The 16,841-nt window shown below is 55.5% G+C and carries 7 protein-coding genes; all 7 read right to left on the bottom strand.

Translation table 11 applies throughout. From position 1 onward, the window contains the following. Positions 1-2: 2 nt before the first annotated feature. The 7 genes from drmC to FPL22_RS11555 are packed head-to-tail and all read right to left on the bottom strand — an operon-like array spanning position 3 to position 16,690. Positions 3-773 (bottom strand): DISARM system phospholipase D-like protein DrmC, encoded by a 771-nt coding sequence (gene drmC / locus FPL22_RS11585; RefSeq protein WP_144230520.1) that lies wholly within the window; start codon positions 771-773, stop codon positions 3-5. Then, a complete protein-coding gene (gene drmB, locus FPL22_RS11580; protein WP_144230518.1) occupies positions 766-2,613 on the bottom strand; it encodes a DUF1998 domain-containing protein in 1,848 nt (615 codons plus the stop codon). Before drmB ends, drmC begins: the two co-directional genes overlap by 8 nt. Then, a complete protein-coding gene (drmA, locus tag FPL22_RS11575) occupies positions 2,606-6,514 on the bottom strand; it encodes a DISARM system helicase DrmA (RefSeq protein ID WP_144230516.1) in 3,909 nt (1,302 codons plus the stop codon). Before drmA ends, drmB begins: the two co-directional genes overlap by 8 nt. An 8-nt stretch (positions 6,515-6,522) precedes the next feature. Further along, complete coding sequence (locus tag FPL22_RS11570) at positions 6,523-8,406, bottom strand: ATP-binding protein (protein ID WP_144230514.1); 1,884 nt, start codon at positions 8,404-8,406, stop codon at positions 6,523-6,525. 41 nt (positions 8,407-8,447) lie between these two features. After that, positions 8,448-12,443 carry an Eco57I restriction-modification methylase domain-containing protein gene (locus FPL22_RS11565; protein ID WP_144230513.1) on the bottom strand — a complete coding sequence of 1,332 codons (3,996 nt, stop codon included), beginning with the start codon at positions 12,441-12,443 and terminating at the stop codon, positions 8,448-8,450. Beyond that, entirely contained in the window at positions 12,440-15,577 is a 3,138-nt protein-coding gene (gene drmD, locus FPL22_RS11560; RefSeq protein ID WP_144230512.1) for a DISARM system SNF2-like helicase DrmD, read from the bottom strand. Before drmD ends, FPL22_RS11565 begins: the two co-directional genes overlap by 4 nt. A 24-nt stretch (positions 15,578-15,601) precedes the next feature. Then, positions 15,602-16,690 (bottom strand): DNA cytosine methyltransferase, encoded by a 1,089-nt coding sequence (locus FPL22_RS11555; protein WP_144230511.1) that lies wholly within the window; start codon positions 16,688-16,690, stop codon positions 15,602-15,604. Between the last annotated feature and the right edge of the window lie 151 nt (positions 16,691-16,841).

The following is a 16,841-nucleotide window of genomic DNA, read 5'->3' as shown; positions in this document are numbered from 1 at the left end:
CTTCAGAACCGCTCAATGGTCTTGTTATCGATCAGTATTTCAAAATGTTCCTGCATCTGTGCCGGGACGTGCCCTCCCTTGACCAAGAGTCCCATTTCCATGTTTCGGTCCATGGCGGCGGCCGTGAGATTGGCGCTAGTGATAAAAGCCAGGTTGCCGTCAGCGATAGCGCACTTGGCATGAACTGAACCCAGCTCGTGGTGCGCCGCATCCGAGGGTTGTTGCCATGTATAAAACACCGCGTCGGGTAAGCGCCGAATAAGCGGGGCCATTGCGTCAAAGGCTAGCTTTCCACCGTTATCCACCGAGCACTCCATCAAGATTTCAATCTTCACGCCTCGACTGAGCGCCGCATCAAGGCACCGGAGCACTCGATCGAGTTTGTAGGCCACATAGCTCACGATGAAGAGACTGACGTGGGCACCCTCAATGACCTCGCAAAGCACCTCCTCCGTTTGGCGAACGGGAACCACTCCGGTCGATGGCCCCGACCAAACCAATTCAATTGAGCCTTGTGCCCCTTTGAGCGCGGCTGCTGCCGATGCGCTTTTGAACGCTGCGGACACTTCGGCGGGCGAAACCCCGGCCGACTTTTGCCAAGCGGCGTCCAGCTTTTCGAATAACGCTTTGCCCGCGCTTGGCCCGAAGCGGTCGCGCGTTCCCCGCAAGCGATCCACCGAACTGATTCCGCCGATGCCCGTAGCGATGGCATTTACGCGGTCGGGATGTAGCTCTAGGCACAGTTCAGCAATAGTGTGCCAAAGATCACTCATCGGATAGCGGAGGGGCGTCGAAGAACGCGGCGTCGGTGTTCTCGAATGTTCCGGTGACCAACGCACGATCAAGATATCGGTTGCCCTTTTCGCATGACGTTTCCGCAACAAAGGAACAGCCGTGGCAGGATGCGCCGTGTAAACTCCGGTCGTTTCGGGCGTCGTGTTCAGAGCACAGCGGATCGGAAGAGCAAATCGCCGCGCGACGCAGCGCCTGCGTTATCAGTCGACCCAGATTCTCTGGCTTCCCTAGTTCAACCAGACCGCCAAGCGTGCCGTCTGAATCGGCGGCGGCAGTGTAGAGGAGGATGCCGGCCATTGGGTCAGCCGGATCGCCATCCGAATAGATACGCTCACGTATGCTCGCCGTGTTGTATCCACATTCCAGCGCCAGCTCACGAATGAGGAGGTGTGAAAAGGTGTGGAGCATCGCGTAGCGAACGCCGGGGTATCCCTTGCCCGCGTCGAGTTGACGAGCGTGACGCCAGCCGACGTGCCCGCCGAGTAGCATCATGTCTCTTTGTGTGATGGCTTTTTGGCCCATCCACGCACAAATCGCGTCCTCACGGAAACGAATGAAAATGCCTTCGCCGTGAACTTCGAAAGCGGGAATCCAGGTCGGTTTTCCTCGGCAAAGCGCGGCCATGGGAGGCCGGTCGTTCGGGTCGTCGGATTCCTCGGGTGCCTCGACACGGGTGAAGCCGATGAGCGCGTTTACCTCCTTGAGCCTATCCAAGAGAAGCACGTCTTGAATCTTCGAAGCATACGCTGTCGGCACCCCCGCCTTGCTGGTCATGAAGTGCGGCCAGTTATTGGGGGCCTTGGGATCGGTCAGGACTTTCCACTCGGGACGTTTGATATCGGTTTCTTGAGGGGGAGCCGTTTTTTTGCCGTCTCGCTTGGCGACTATCTGCTCCCATACCGCCTCGGGCGTGTAGGCTTCGATACCCGGCAAGTTAGATCCCTTGATGAGCGTTTTGAGCGTAAATTGAACTTCGGCCACGCTCGTGACATCCTCGAAATAGGCCCATCCATCATTGACCAACTGTTCCAGTGCGTTGCCCGTGCTTGGAATCGAAAGAACCGATATGCTCATCGAGAACCAACTGTTGGTTGAGCCAAGGAGCACCGCCCGCGGCTGCTCTTTGCAGCAATCGTCGTAATGGTTGAGGTGCGGGTGGCGACCGCGACACACGGGAAGATTCTTCGTGCCCTCTTTTCCGAACGCATGGACGAGAGATCGGGACTTTCCGCAGTCGCATTTTACCCAGAGGTTCTCGGTTTGGAGGGAAGCGCCCTGCTCGAAAAAGCTGAGGGTGCCTTTGCAGTCAGACGGGCCTTCGTGGACGTAATAGCGCCACGGAAAGTCATCCAGGTGACCCTCGCGGCACGCCAAAAGGAAACGGGCCGGCACTGCATCAGCGTTATGGCCGTGGGGACAAGTCTTGTGAACAAACCGTGTATCCTCGGGGCGATATGGGTTTTCTTTTATATCAAACAGACCGGAATCGAACTCGGCCAAAGTGCCGCATTTCACGCAGCGGAGCCATCGAGGGAATGGCCGAACTGGCACGCCGATCTTGGCCTCGGGGCTGAATTTATCGACACCCTCGGTTTCGCTGACCGGAGGCACACGCAACCTTTCTACCTGCTGACCGAGTTGCTTGCGCACGGCCTCAAGCAATCGCTCTTCATCAATCGGCGCACAGCGAAGCTGATCCCAGCGATCTAGCCCCATCGTTAAGACCGACAGATTGGGTAAATCGACCAAGGCACCGGGGCCGTAAGTCCAGAGCAATTGACTCGGCCGAACCGAGCCGACGGGAAGGTGGTTACTCATTGTCGTTATCCTCGGGTTTATCCTTTACGGGAATCTGCCACGCAGGGCCGTCTTCCAGCGTTGCAGTATCCATGATGAGACGAACTCCCGGCTCCACTTCGCGAAGAGACATGGGAGCGGTTACGATGTCCCAGCGATGCAGGCCGGGCTTTTTCATCAGCGCGACAATGTCCCCTTGGCCGTTTTCGGTTTCATAGCCAAGTCTTCGGCCCGGTTTGTTGGCTTCTTTTACCCAGTGATCGAGACGTTGGGCCACCATGCTTGACGTGGTTGTTTTGGCGGAGGCTTCATCGCGAACTTTCCATGCTCGATTGGCGAACGCATCCTTCATCCGCTGGGCGTCAGGATGCGCGGTCGCTGTGAGGGCCATTGCACCGAGGTTAGGATTGAGGGCCGTATTTGTGAGCCGCAACAAGCTGACGTATGCGCCCGTGAGTCCTCGATCTAGCGCACGAGCCGCAAACGGCGTGACTGACTGGGCTTCGACGTGCTTGTAGAAAGTCGCGTGGTAATGCTCGAAGGTCTCGTAGTGCGAGAGATCGCGCGGCCGTGACCAAGTTAGGACAGAGCAAACAAGGCCAAGGTAAGAACGACCGACGCGGCTGGTAGCCTGAATGTATTCGGCGGTGCTCTTCGGCTGGCCGTTCACCGCCATGAGACCGAGACGGTTTACGTCAACGCCGACCGAAAGCATGTTGGTCGCAAGAACGATATCAATGGCGCGCGCTTCGCCCTTGGCCCATGTCGGTTTGAATTTCGTTTCCAGCTGATCCAATTTCTTTGGTATTTCTTTGCTGGAAACACGGGAAGTGAGTTCCTCGACAACCTTGACGCTGCGTTGCGCGAGACCGGGGCGGTTGACCCGGCCCATGAGGACGCGGAAAGCACGGGTTTGCACGTCGTCTTCCGCAAGACGCCTCATGCCACCCAGCTCGCGGAGTGAATTGAAGTAGCCGACCAAGGTCATGTAGGGATCGGCGGCTTTCCCGAAATCGTTGTAGAGCTTTTGTGCGCCGGTGAGGAGGGCGACGTAAAGGCGGATCAAAACCGCAGGGCGTGAACTGCCCGGCGAGCAGATGCCGAGATAGAGGCGCCCCGGCTTCTCGGTGACGGGCCGCTGCACCGAAAAGAAATTATCCTCAATGTCCAAGCCGTGCGGCGGGAACACGGACACGTTGCGCATGAAGACGTGATGCACCTGCTCCTGTGCTTTTCGCACCGTCGCGGTCGAGGCGATGATTTTGGGACGAATCGTTTTTCCGTCCAGCGGCCACGCCGACATTTCGTCCACGGTGGTTTCGTAAAGGCCGACCATGGTGCCGAGCGGCCCGCTGATAAGGTGAAACTCGTCCTGGATGATCAGGTCGGGGGGGCGAATAGGCGACACGGGCTGAACTTTTACGGCCTTCAACGCCCCCTTTTTCTTATGCCCCTGATTGCAGTCGCAGCCGGGCCATAGGAGGCCGTGGCGTTCACACTCATGCTCTGCGCGACCGAAGAGAGTCCGGGTTTCGCCGCGCCATGCCATCATGGCAAATTTATCGACGGTGCCGATGAGCATGGACGGCGGGCGTCGATAAATCTCCTCGTCAACGACCACGACCGGAAGACCGTCCGAGCCGTCTTTTTTGGCGAAGTCACAGTCAGCGGTTTTATCACCGCAATACAGCGTCGTGCGCAGGCAGTCGCGATCCACGGAAATATCCCGACCTGGAACAATATCCGAGCCACACCAAGGGCAGAACGTCAATTGAGCGGGGGTATCCGACCCACCGCGTGTTCCGTCGCGCTCCGACTCAATGACGGCATGTGCCCGTTCAGTCGTGCCGGGGCTGACTTTGTTACCGACCCAAAGGCCGAGAGTAAACGGAGTCGCTCCCCACTTGCCTACGTCGGCTTTGCGCAATGTTTCCATGGCGCAAAGGAGAGTGGTGGCGCGTTGGAATTGCTGAATTGTCAGCAGGCGCAGTGTGTAGCGCATGATGACGGAGAGACCTCGCGATGAGTCGTAGCCGCCGAGACCTGTCTGAAGGCGACGAATGGCCATCGTGAAAGCGGCCACACCAAGGTAGGCTTCCGTTTTACCGCCACCGGTTGGGAACCAGAGTAGATCGGCGGCAGCCATGAGCGGCTCGGTGCGATCGTGGTGCTTGGGGTCGGATAGTGCCGGAATGGAGAGAAGGACAAAGGCCAACTGGAACGGACGCCATGAGCGGTTCTTGGGGATGTTTTCTTCGGCGACCGTGGTAGTTTCTTTGCGGCGGCGCTTGAGTGAATAGATACTCCGCACGCGCTGCCGTGCCATTGCGAGGTTGGCGAAACGAAACGCCGCCAACGCGTGATCGTTGGTTTCTATCGCGGTTATCCCCTCGCGAAGCCGGGCCAAGACCTTATCGCAGCGCCCCATCGCCTCCTCGGCAGCATTCATGTAGGCGGAGAACTCGCCGGGGATTCGTGAGGTCTGTTCGCCAATCCAAGCGGCATAATCCTCGGTGAGGATCTTGAGCGCCGCAACCAAGGCCGGACGGTCGAGGGCCGCGAGTTGCTCCATGTCGAAGGTGCCTTCTTCGACGAGCTTTCGCATGGCTGGCCGGTCATGCGGGTCGGTGCCCGGTGTCTCGGTGACCGGCAACTCATGGGTCGGCATGACCACGGTGCGAATCTCGCGGGCTTTCTCGGAATCAGCCGCAGTCGTGGCGTGCACCGCGATACCGTGCCCGACGGCGAATTCGACGCGCTTGCGGTAAACCATTTCCAGCGCAATCCGCTCTCTTGTCTCCAAGTCATCGGTATCTTGAGCCTCAAGGACGGGACGGCGGCGGAATACCGTAGCACCCTTAATTCCGCGAACGATTACCTCTGGCTGAAATAGCCATGCCGAGTCCTGAGCTTCCTCCGGCTTCTCTTGATTGTTAATCAGGAAGAGCGTGATCAGGCGATCCCCCTTGGCTGATACCGGGCGGACGATTCCTTTGATGATTACTTCCGGGCACGCGGGATCTATGGCGAACGGCTTAATCGGGCCTTCTACCAGGGGAAACGGTATCGTGTTGCCGCTGGGCGTGCGTTTCCAGGCACGCAAAGGTTTGCCGGTATCAGGGCTGGTTTCCTTGGCGCTTTCTCCTCGATGATAACGTCCCCACCGGGCTTCCAGTTCGATTTCAGTCGCGTCGCCATCCAAACAAAACGTGAAGCCAATCGACGAAGGCACCAGCGATTGATTTTCCAGACGATCGGTCTCGTTGTCCTCGTCTTCCCCCTTGGCCGAAAGACGAGATGTGCTCTTTTTTTCGTTGGAAATATGATCGTCGTTTGCTTTCGGGGTGAGGTCTTTGACCGCGTCCGCCTCCTCGCTTTCGAGAGACGGCTTTCCCTCTTCTTGCACATACTCTTTCGGGGCCAGTTTACCGACAAGGTAGCGGTCGCGAACACTCATTCCGATAACCTCTTCATCGGGACCATTCGCAGGCCCAAGGAGATCATCCATGACAGAGAATTGAAGAAGACGGCGCAGATGGGCCTGCTCCGCCAAAGATTCCCCGCTGATCGGCTTTATGTCGGTGACTGAACTTCCGGTGGATTTCGCGAAAGCCGCCTCATACGTCGGCCAGTCGATCCGCTGTATCATCGAAGTAGGCGTAGGCAAACCCAACGATGTTAGGCTAGCACTCGCCGAATGCCGAACGAAGCAATCATAATACAAGGTTGTCGCATCCACCGAACTCCGGACTCTGTAGATGCGCGCGAAAGCCATCACTTCGGCCGACGATTGATTAATGATGGCGACTCCATCCCCCACCTTGATCCCCGGAACTAACCTGGACCGATGGTGTTCGATAGTCGTGCTAAGATCCGGATCGGCGGTGATCAACCAAGCATTCTGTTCGATGATGTCAGACATGGTTGAGTTTAACTCGTTTTGATAGTCACGAGTGTTCCGAGATGACTCTTGTTTTGCGCGCGCGGCTTTTTCTTATAACCAAGCGCATCACATACGGCTTCGATTTTCTGACAGAAAATGTCCGCATTGAGCGGGATCATCCAAAGGTCTTTCATTGGCGGTGCGTCACGATTGGTCGATTGCCACTGCGCTTCGTCGTCCAGTGGGTGCTCTGGCCGGAAAGGATGTATGTTGAAAATCTTATGGTCGATCTGCGTGATCCAGGCCGCACCTACCTCCGTGATCGCACCCCACGAAACCTTTGTGTTGTCACTAGTGACGAAGAGAACGAAAATTTTTTGATTCGAGTAACTCTCGACGAAAAACTCCTTTAGGTATTCGTAAACTTTTCGTCCCTCAGGGACTCGGCAGACTTCATCGTCACAGTTTGTGTAAAGGATATCATCGGCAGGGACGTTGTTAAATATCAGCATCTGATATAGAACATCTGCGAACGCTTTATCAGGATACGTTTGGCTGATCAGAATTCTTTTTTTCTGGGAATCGACAATGCTCTTCAATCCTAAGTTGGGGGTGTTTTTGTTGATTGAGCTGAGCACGATTTGTTCGATCACGTCCATCGGCACGTCGATACCTTGGTCGGCGAGAGTTTTTGCAGCCGCCTTACTCGCTTTGCTTCCAAAAACATTGAATGCTTTCTTCAACCTTTCCTCGTCCTCCTTTTGCTTCCCTTGCTTAATTAACTTCTTCTCTACGTTTCTGAGATCCGTGAAGGTGTCCCGGCGCCTAAGGATGTCCGCCAGTAGATCGCGCCTGACGTAGTCGAGAAGCGCAAGGTAGCGTGGGTCATCCGACTTGTAACCCTGCCTGTTACTTAAAGCCATGTCGGGCAATTCCGTGAGTTCGAACAGATCGACGTGAAGCTGACCGACGACATAAACTTCGTTCAGTTTGTTTTGGCCGACTACAGGAAGGAGGTTGAACTCGCCCATTTTGCCGTTTGCGAACAACGAGATGAAATTGTCCGGAAAATCGGTCATTTCGGCTTTGCGGCCTTTTGTGGTCTGATAGGTGCCTATCCAACCATTGATTTCGAGGGAGTATTCGTGTTCGATGCCCTTCTTGTCCTTCATCTGCAAAGGAATCGTTTTTGTCCCGTAAACGGCTACCAATTCTTTTTGCCGTTTGGGGAAGGTCTTCGGCACTAAAGTAGACAGCGAAGAGTATGAAGCACCGAGTGTGATGAGCGTAACCAGCTCCTTCATGATATTGCGGTCGAAGTCCTCAATTACCTCTGCCTCCTTGCCTCGGATGATGTGAATTTTGAAGTCCTTCCCGACCAAGGGAAAGATCTTCAGTAGATTGCGTTTCACCGCGGTTAGAGAGTTGTGGAGTCGGTATTGCGGCGACTTCATCACAATGGCAGTCCCGTGCGTCTTGATACGCTCGAACTTGATGTCACCTTCTGGAATTGGGCGGAGTTTATTACCCTTTTCGATTCTCCGCGACAGCACGAAGCCAGACTTGTCGCCCCCGGAAATGGTCATGACATCTACGTCTTGAGAAACGGAAAGAGCAGCCAACTTGCCGACGCCCTTTCGACCCATCTTTCGGCGCTTGAGCGATTTGGTGAGGGCATCCTTTTCCGTCGTTCGTGACTCAGCAGCGACATCCAGATACTTAGTTACATCGCCTTTCTTATAGGACATGCCGCGTCCATCGTCCTCGACTCTGATGTCGTCCTTATTAGCTATGACATAGACGTTCTTGGCATCCGCGTCGTAGGCATTCGCAATCAACTCTGCGAGGACGTAGTAAATATTCGTGTAGAGATTTGGCCCCAAGAGCTCAAGAATGCGAGGGTCGATGTTGATTTTATATTCCTTACTCATGGTGCTGGAGTTGTATGCTGAGTGTTTACTAACGGACTAATTTATAAAAGTTCTCCCTGCCCCTGCTCAATTGTCGCGTCCAATTTCCTTGATGCCGAGGTGGCGGACTTCTTCTTCCCGGTCTTCTTATCATGTAAGCCAGCTTTCACTTCCTCGTCGTAGCGCTGGTGGTTGAGGGCTAGGAGGCGATCAAGGACGGTGCGGCGGGCGGGCTCGCTGAGTGTGTAGCGTTCGCCTTGCTTGGTGAGGTGGAAGCCGTGGCCTAGGTTCAAATCTTGCCAGCCGTAGGCGGCAGCCACGGCCTGATCTAGCTCCATGTGCAACACACGCAAACGAGTGATGTCCGCCGACTGCTCCGCTATATTGTGGAATCGGTTGTAAGTTTTGGTTAGCCCTTCATTCTTTGCTATCATGAACTCGCGGCGATAATCGTAATAGCTCTGACCCATCATAGCCAAACTCTCCGCATCTCCAAGAAACGGGAATGTCTGCACGCAATCGGAAGGCGTATACCTAACATCGCTTTTCATTTTTGATGAAAACCTCAACACCCATTCAATATGCAGACTGCTTTGGCAGTTTGCGAAAAAACCCATTGATTCAGTTGGAAACACGACATGCGGTGTAGCTATAATTTGTTCAGTAGGGACAAAGGCGAAGACGACATGTTTAGAGGTGAAAGCATGCACCATGCACCGCCGCAGAGGCTTCAATCTACTGTAAAGTTCAGGCCTCTTATCCCAGTGCTTCCAAAAACACTCCTCGTGAACTTGCTTGGTTTGTTTTGCTCGTTCCGGCTCCACGTAGCGCCGTAAGTGATCGAATATAAGCGGCCGTTTTCTTGCTTCACTCTCGGGCATTTCACCGAAGTTAATAACAAAGGCCGAGGCTCTGTGCTCAGGGTCCTGATTTATGTCCTGTCCTCTTAGGAATCTAAAAATGAATTCAGTGTTGCGAGGGTCGGCCTCTATGAAGTGCTGTCTTTGTTCGGGCGAAAGGACGAAGCCGCGGCCATAGACGTATGTGCCTGTAGCGGAGATGTCTTTGTTTTTTAATAAGGAAAACGGTGCCAATAAGTCAGAGGTAGCTTCGGTCAAGTAACTGTTTATCTTATCGACTCGTTTAGATCCAAATGTTCCGAACAGCAAAGATACCTGCTTCAATATTGAAAATGAGCAGACACGAACCGCCGCCGCACCGGGCCAGAGGTAGTCTGGTGTAGCCCAATAAACGCTTCCTCCGTTTGAGGTAATCCAGGCCAATCCGGACTCCCGAGAGTCGCCGGTGGCCACGCCTTGTGTCGTGATCAAACCTACTGCACCACCATTTTTAACCAGCTTATACCCTCGTAATATAAAATATACCGCTAGATCAGAGCTGGAGTTTATCTGTGTATGATAAGTGGACAAGTAAGCGAGGTATTCATCCGAAATACGGCTGGAGATGCGACGTCCGTGCATATACGGTGGGTTCCCGAGAAACGCATCGAATCCGCCACGAGAGAACACTTCCGGAAACTCCACTGGCCAATGAAATGAACTGCGTTCGTGTGATTTCGCTTGTGCGTAAATGGCCGGCGCAGATGCATGTAAGGCTGCGTGAACTTGCTCCACCTCGTATTCGCGAGCTTCTTCGTAAGCGTTGCCATCGAGGCAACGCAACTCTAAGCCAATGAGGCAATCAGCGATCATCTTAACCTTAGCGATGGCAGCCTCAGCTTCTCCGTGGAGGAGATTCTTAATTTTTATCTGTGCGTAGTCATTGGAGGGAAGGTTCTCAAGTTCACAGCGCTTCGTTTCTGCGAGCTTAATGAAGGGGAGTAAATTGGCGGATGCAAAAGTGACCTGCCGAGTTTTAGGACGTAAGCTGAAGTTTTCAATCTGTAGCAAGTCGGTGACGCCGAGCAGCGAATCGCCGCATTTGAAAGAGTGGTCGAGGAAACTGAATGGCTTTCCTTTCTGCATGGTTACGAGCCACAAACTCACCTTAGCCAGCTCGACAGCCATCGGGTTCTTGTCCACGCCGTAGAGACACCTGCTGGCCACAAGCCGGCGGGCGATTAGCACGCGCTCGCCCTTGATGATGGGAAGCGGTTCGTCCTTGCCCGCTTGATCCAACACTTTCCCATCTATCGAAACTCGACTGCCTGCCTTTTCCGCCGCATCCCACGCCTCCATTACGCGATCAGCCAGCCATCGGCATGCCTGCACAAGAAAAGCTGCCGACCCCATTGCCATGTCGCAGACTTTTAGGCTTAGCAGGTCGGGTGCTGACTTCAGTTTCCACTTCTCGCGCGGTGTTTCTTCCACTGGGCCTATATATACAAGAGGTTCGAGCGTATTCTGAACAATGGGTTCAGTGAGCGACTTGGGGGTATAGTGTGTGCCAGTGTCCCGGCGACTGTCACCCAAGGTGACGATATACGAGCCCTCGTCATAGATGAGCAGGCGTTTTGCGGTGTCCTCTCGGATTAGGTTGGCGAACGGAAGGAGCTTGGGCACCAATTTGGTCCTCGTTCCACATGCCATAGCCAGCCGGTGTCGGACTGCCTCGTCCGCCGATCTGTCTAGCGCCTTCCGTAAGCCGGATTCTGAACGCCCTGTTGTTTCCTGTAAAAAAATTAACAGTAAGTCCCGACCCTCTTCGGCCTTTTCCTCCAATTCGCGCAAGGTGATGTTTGGATTATATGCCTTCGCAGAGCCGACGAGCCCCACCGTTACCTCGGGAACTCGCCTGACCGTGCGCTCCAAGAGACCTTCATAAACATGGCCGATTTGCTCAACATCAAGCGCTTCATACGAAAGGAACTGAGCCCCTGCCGTTTGCTCTAAAACCTGCAACGCGTTCAGAAGCGTGAGAACGGTTCGGTTATCAATGGGTAGTGGCACTGCGGGCGTTTCCCTCCAAGTGCTTCCCGCTGCCCGTCCCTCAAGGAAGGGAAAACGATCTGGATCAAATAGAGTGCCACCCAAGGGCGGAAGTCTAAGCGTGGCGTGCTCAATGCCGCCGAACACACCGCGACACAAGGCGAGCAAGCGCGCCCAGGCATCGTGACGACGCTCCTGCACGTCGTCGGTGAGGTCTTTCTTCTCTTTTTCTAAACCCACCCGAAGCGTGGTGGCGGCGTAGTATTGATCGTAAGTATCGACGCCCAACAGAAGCAGCCCGCGCTGTTCAGCACACAACAGCACGACCAACCTCATCATCACCGTTACCCCGGCCTCATATAGCTGGGGAGGCGTCACGCCGGTCAACAAAGTGCGATTTTGGGCGGCGTCGGCTTTGTCGAGCGCCTGCACCAAGACTTCTACCGCCCTGCGCACCTGTTCACCGAGGGTGTCGGTAATCTCGTTCTGGTCGTTGAGAGAATTTGCTAGAAGCGTTTCCAGCGTGCCTGCCGCAGGGCCGAAACAGCGGCGAACCCCGAGCAGGGAAACAAAGGCCTGCAAGGTAACCGGCTCCTGCTGCCAAATGCGGGCGAACCAAGTTGCCACGCTTGAGCTGCCCTCGCTCGGCACGCTCACAACCGACCAGCGCTCACCGTTGGTGACCAAGCCGAGACGAACTCCGGTCGCCCGGCAAAGCTGCGTCATGCGCTCAATGGGAGATGCGGTGATCCAAGCGTCGCCCGGCAGCGGCGCGGTGAGGTCACAATCCGGAGAGTAGATCGCGATCAACAGCCGTGCCGTGTCGCCCGTGGTTGCGGCAAAAGTAGGACGCACCTCAACGCCGCACATGGGCTCGCGATAAACCAAGGTCGCGGGGAGCTGGTCGTCGGCCCTGAGCATCGCCGCATCATATTCCAGCAACTCCTCCAGAATGAGGCGCACCCACTCGCGGTGTAAGGCGGCAAGTTCGGCGTCTTCAGCGTCCACCGCATCGCGCCATTCATCATACGCGCTTCGCACCCTCTGACGGCGGCGGGTCTCCACCTTTTCGAGCCCTTGGGGAAAGGCCTCGTCGAGCACAGACACGGCAAGGAATGGGCCGGTCTTCTCCACCAAGTTGAGCCAGGTGATGTGTTGGGATGCGCTCATTTGGCCGGGAGAATGAAGGTAACGGCGACGGGAAAGGTTCGGTGCGCCAAGGCCGAGTAGCGGCGCTCAAGGGCGGCAATTTCGTCGATCCGTTCTTGAGGGATACGATCAAGGCGCGCTTGGAGTGCCGCAACATCCCGCCGCAGTTGGAGCCGCTCGTTTTCAAGGCCTAGCGAAAGCTCCAACTGTTTAACTTTGGTGGGCTCCAACTCGTGACGGAGCGTTTTTTCCAGCTCTTGAAGCAGGCCGGTGATGTCGGCGACGTCGCTTTCCTTACGCCGAGCGAGTGTATTTTCCAAGAAACGCAGGCGTTCACGAGCACGGGCATCGTTGGCCGAGGTGATCGAATCCACATCACGATCAAATTGGGCCTTCAGGCCAGTGAGAATGGCAGCGGACGGTTCGCACGGGATCGCATTCTCCAGCCAAGTTTCGAGACGCCCCACTTGGGCAACACGCGAGAAACCATCGGGGCGAAGTTCACCTCCTGCCAAAGTAAGCTCCTCGTGGAGCTGGTGATGGTTGCCGCCGGTGACGAGGAGTCGCGAACAGACGACGACCAAGGGCGTCGTCAAATCAGGATCGGACGAACGACGCACGGCGACGCGGTGTAAACGCTTTCGGCTATCCGATGACCAGACCTCAGCACGGAGGATGCGCAGGCACATCTGCACGAGCCGATGGTTAAGATGAGCGAGGACGATGTCGTCACGTCCCTTGGCGACCTCGTGATCGAAAGTGATCGGACGACGGTGGCCGGAGTGTGGATGATGTAACCCCTCGGTGGCACGTTCCCATCCCGGTATTGCCGGAACTTCAAACACGGCGCCAGTCGGTGCTCCTGGCCAAGCGATCGCGCGAAGCGCAGGTTTTTCGGAAATCTGCAAAGCGACCTGAACCGCACGAGCAATCCGCTCCGGCGAAAGGTGAAAATCGTTACGGGCCTCAAGCAGGCGCTCGTGGAGTTTAGCGATCCGTTCGTTGAGCTTCCGCTCTGCCACAACGAAACGACGAGCCTTGGCCGCTTTCACCTCGGCCTCACGCGTATCAATGGTGGCACGTTTGCCGGACATGGCTTCAACGATTTGCTGCGCGATCACCGGGCCGACGCTGCCCAAGTCTTCGCGAATCGCTTCCACCTTCATGACGGCCCGCATGAGGTATTCGTGGTCTCCATCCACTTCACCGACCTTGGTCGTGGCGGAGTCCACGCCGGGGGTGAAGGTGCTGCCGACCGGATGCCAAATCGTGGGAGGCTTTTTTTGCCCGTGACGATCAATGCGGCCGTTGCGTTGCTCCATGACGTTGGGATTCCACGGAATCTCGACATGGATAAGGAAATTACAGTGGTTCTGGAGGTCGATACCTTCAGATGCGGCATCGGTGGCGAGCAGGATGCGGACTTTGGATTCGCTAGGAGCAGCCTGAAACGCGGCCATGACCTTGGCGCGTTCGTCGGGATCAAGGCTACCGTGTAACACCATGAGACGCTCCGCACCATAGCCGTGCTGCGTGAGTATCTCGTGGAGCCAACTGTGGGTGGCGCGATATTCGGTGAAAAGAATTACGCGAGCATCGCCCCAACGGCCCTCGGGGCGGATGTGCTCGTCGAGCCATGCAAGTATGGCCTGGGCCTTGGAGTCGGGGCGGGACTTGGACGCGTTTGCCCAGGCTGACAGTTTTTCGAGTAGTTCGCGTTGATCGGGTGTGAGTGGTGCAACCACGGCGCCGGCCTCGCCAACGGCATCGGCAATCGAGTCCTCGATCTGCTCATCGTTGCTGGTGTCCTCTTCAAGCTTACTGATGGCTTTCCGCAAGATGCGCTCATCCAGATCGGACGCAGCTGATTTTCGGCCGCGTCCAGCTAGGCTCTCTTGGTGTTTGGCCAAGGTGAGAGCGAAGGCCCGGGGAGAGGAAAAAAGACGCTTCTTGAGAAGGTTTAAGACGAAGGCGCTGCCGAGGGCGGAGCGGGGTTCGCCAGCGGTTTGAGCACGGCTGGCCGCATAGCATTTTAGCAGGGCGTGCGCATCTTTCTCCTCCTTGGTGTAGGAGACCGGCAAGGTTTTGATGACCCGCTTCGGGTAAATCGGATTCCCGGCGGGATCGACAAGATCGGTCTTCAAACGTCGCACCATGACGCGCTGAAGTTGCTTTTCCTCGGGCATCGCCGAACGGGCGAAACGCTGATCATCAAGAAGCTCCAACAGGGAGGTAAACGACTCCTGATAACCGTTGTGCGGAGTGGCACTGAGAAAAATACGGTGCTCGAAGTGAGGGGCGATACGGCGAATCAACGATGTGCGCTGGCTCTCAATGGCGTATTGGGTCGCCATCGCCGGCGCGACGTTGTGCGCCTCATCGACAACGAGAATATCGAACTTACGAGGGTAGCTCAGATGCGGGGGCAAAACATCTTTTATGAGCCGCAAGGCCTCGCCTGACTTCATCCAATCCATCGACGCAATCAAGCGGGGGAAGGACGTCCACGGGTTGGCGTGAATGCCCTGTTCGCGGCGAAGCTGTGCGAGGTATTCTGTGTTGATGATGCGGAATTCGAGGCCGAACTTTTCCTGCATTTCCGCCTGCCACTTGAGCTGTAGTGACGACGGCACGACGACAAACACGGTGCGCGCTCGATGGCGGACAAGCAGCTCTTGGATGACCAAACCTGCCTCGATGGTTTTGCCCAAGCCTACGTCGTCGGCGATGAGAAGATTGACGCGAGCCATGTCGATGGCGCGCACCACTGGATCGAGTTGGTAGCTCTCAATCGAAACACCGCTGCGAAACGGCGATTGAAGGAAGCTGCGGTCGGCGTTGACCGATGCCCCCCACCGCACGGCATCAATAAACGCCTCCATGCGGTCAGGATCGTCGTGGCCGGTAATGCTAGGGAACCCGGCACGCGTTGAAATCTGCGCCCCTGGCTCTATCTGCCAAACGACCCGAAGCGTTTCCCCAAACGAGTCTTCATCTATTGCCGAGAGCGAAACCAAGTGCTGAAGCGGCATACCCGGGGCCGCCAAGTCGGACTCCAATACATTGCTAACCACCCAATCACGACCCCGCACCTTTACGAGTTGGCCCTCGGCAGGAATATCTTGGAGAGGGACTTCGGGGTTAGCGCCAATCATGAGCTTCAGATATCTGAAGCTCTATTACGCTTTGGAAGCGAGCGTGTTCGCCTCTACTTGGTTGAGGTGGTGCAGAAAAGAGCGCCCTATTACTTCGCCCAAGCGCACCGGCACGGCATTTCCAACCAAACGCCCAATATTTTTCATATGAATTGGTTTATTGGGAGGAGTGAAGCGATAGGTCGGAGGGAAGCTCTGCAGGATCGCCCCCTCCCGTAAAGAAATTGCTCGGTCTTGCTCTGGATGACCAAATCGCCCATTACCAAACCCGAAAAACTGAGTGGTGATTGTAGGCGAGGCCTTGTCCCAAGACATACGCCCATAAACGCTGGGATAAGTCTTACCGCTTTTCTTTTTGTGACACTTGGCCACGAGTTTTTTTGGCCAATCCCTCCAAGTGCCGCCAGGGCTGGAGGCGCGAATGCGCTTTAGGTTTAGCGGAGAAAGCTCCGAGGTTTGATGAATCGGATCAAACTCATCAATCGCACCAGCCGCTAGCGCCGGCAGGGTCTCCAATGCATCACGCACAGTTTGGGTTCTCTTACGAAAGTGTGCCGGAGGCAGAAGTGAGATCGGCCCCAACCGTGAAGCCAACACGACTAGACGCTCACGTTGCTGAGGAATACCGTAATCCTCACAACGAACTACTTGGCTTGAAACTTCGTATTTTGCATTACGGAGAAAGTCCAAGAACTCTTCGAAAACATCGTGCTCCGCGAGCCCGGGAACGTTTTCCATGGTGACCAACTCCGGTCCGATTTCCTCAACGACCCGCTTGAACTCGCGCAGAAGCCACCAGCGGCTATCCGTCTCGGATGCCTTTTGATTGTAGGTGGAGAAAGTTTGGCACGGCGCGCAACCTGCGATTAGTCGAATGGACTGCCCCTCCTTAAAATGCGCGGATAGCTCGCTCGACTTGATCTCCCGCACATCCTTCAGGAGGCACTTCGCGTTGTTATTATATTCGTAAGGATATTTGCAGACAGGATCCACATCCACTCCAAGCCGAACCTTGATACCGGCTTTTTTTAGTCCGCAGGTGAGGCCACCCGCTCCGCAAAAAAGATCAATTGCCTGAACGTTATGCTTTTTGAGGTCGTCTCGCTTCTTCATGATGAGCGCGTAGGTTTGGGAATGAAATTGCGAACTAAGGCCTGCTTGTCAGAAGGCAGCAGCCCTATGATGGCTTCCGAGTAATCGCCGGCAGGGAGTATGAACCAAGTAGGAAGACCCCTTGATTGCGGGTTTCCTATTGGATTATCAG

This window comes from Rariglobus hedericola (genome assembly GCF_007559335.1).
Taxonomy (GTDB): Bacteria; Verrucomicrobiota; Verrucomicrobiia; order Opitutales; family Opitutaceae; genus Rariglobus; species Rariglobus hedericola.
This window is presented reverse-complemented; position numbering and strand designations above follow the sequence as displayed.

What these genes read in the sequence shown, in the direction of transcription:
- drmC (WP_144230520.1), bottom strand. Translation starts at nt 773, where the DNA reads ATGAGTGATCTTTGGCACACTATTGCTGAACTGTGCCTAGAGCTACAT.
- FPL22_RS11565 (WP_144230513.1), bottom strand. Translation starts at nt 12,443, where the DNA reads ATGAGCGCATCCCAACACATCACCTGGCTCAACTTGGTGGAGAAGACC.
- FPL22_RS11570 (WP_144230514.1), bottom strand. Translation starts at nt 8,406, where the DNA reads ATGAGTAAGGAATATAAAATCAACATCGACCCTCGCATTCTTGAGCTC.
- drmA (WP_144230516.1), bottom strand. Translation starts at nt 6,514, where the DNA reads ATGTCTGACATCATCGAACAGAATGCTTGGTTGATCACCGCCGATCCG.
- FPL22_RS11555 (WP_144230511.1), bottom strand. Translation starts at nt 16,690, where the DNA reads ATGAAGAAGCGAGACGACCTCAAAAAGCATAACGTTCAGGCAATTGAT.
- drmD (WP_144230512.1), bottom strand. Translation starts at nt 15,577, where the DNA reads ATGATTGGCGCTAACCCCGAAGTCCCTCTCCAAGATATTCCTGCCGAG.
- drmB (WP_144230518.1), bottom strand. Translation starts at nt 2,613, where the DNA reads ATGAGTAACCACCTTCCCGTCGGCTCGGTTCGGCCGAGTCAATTGCTC.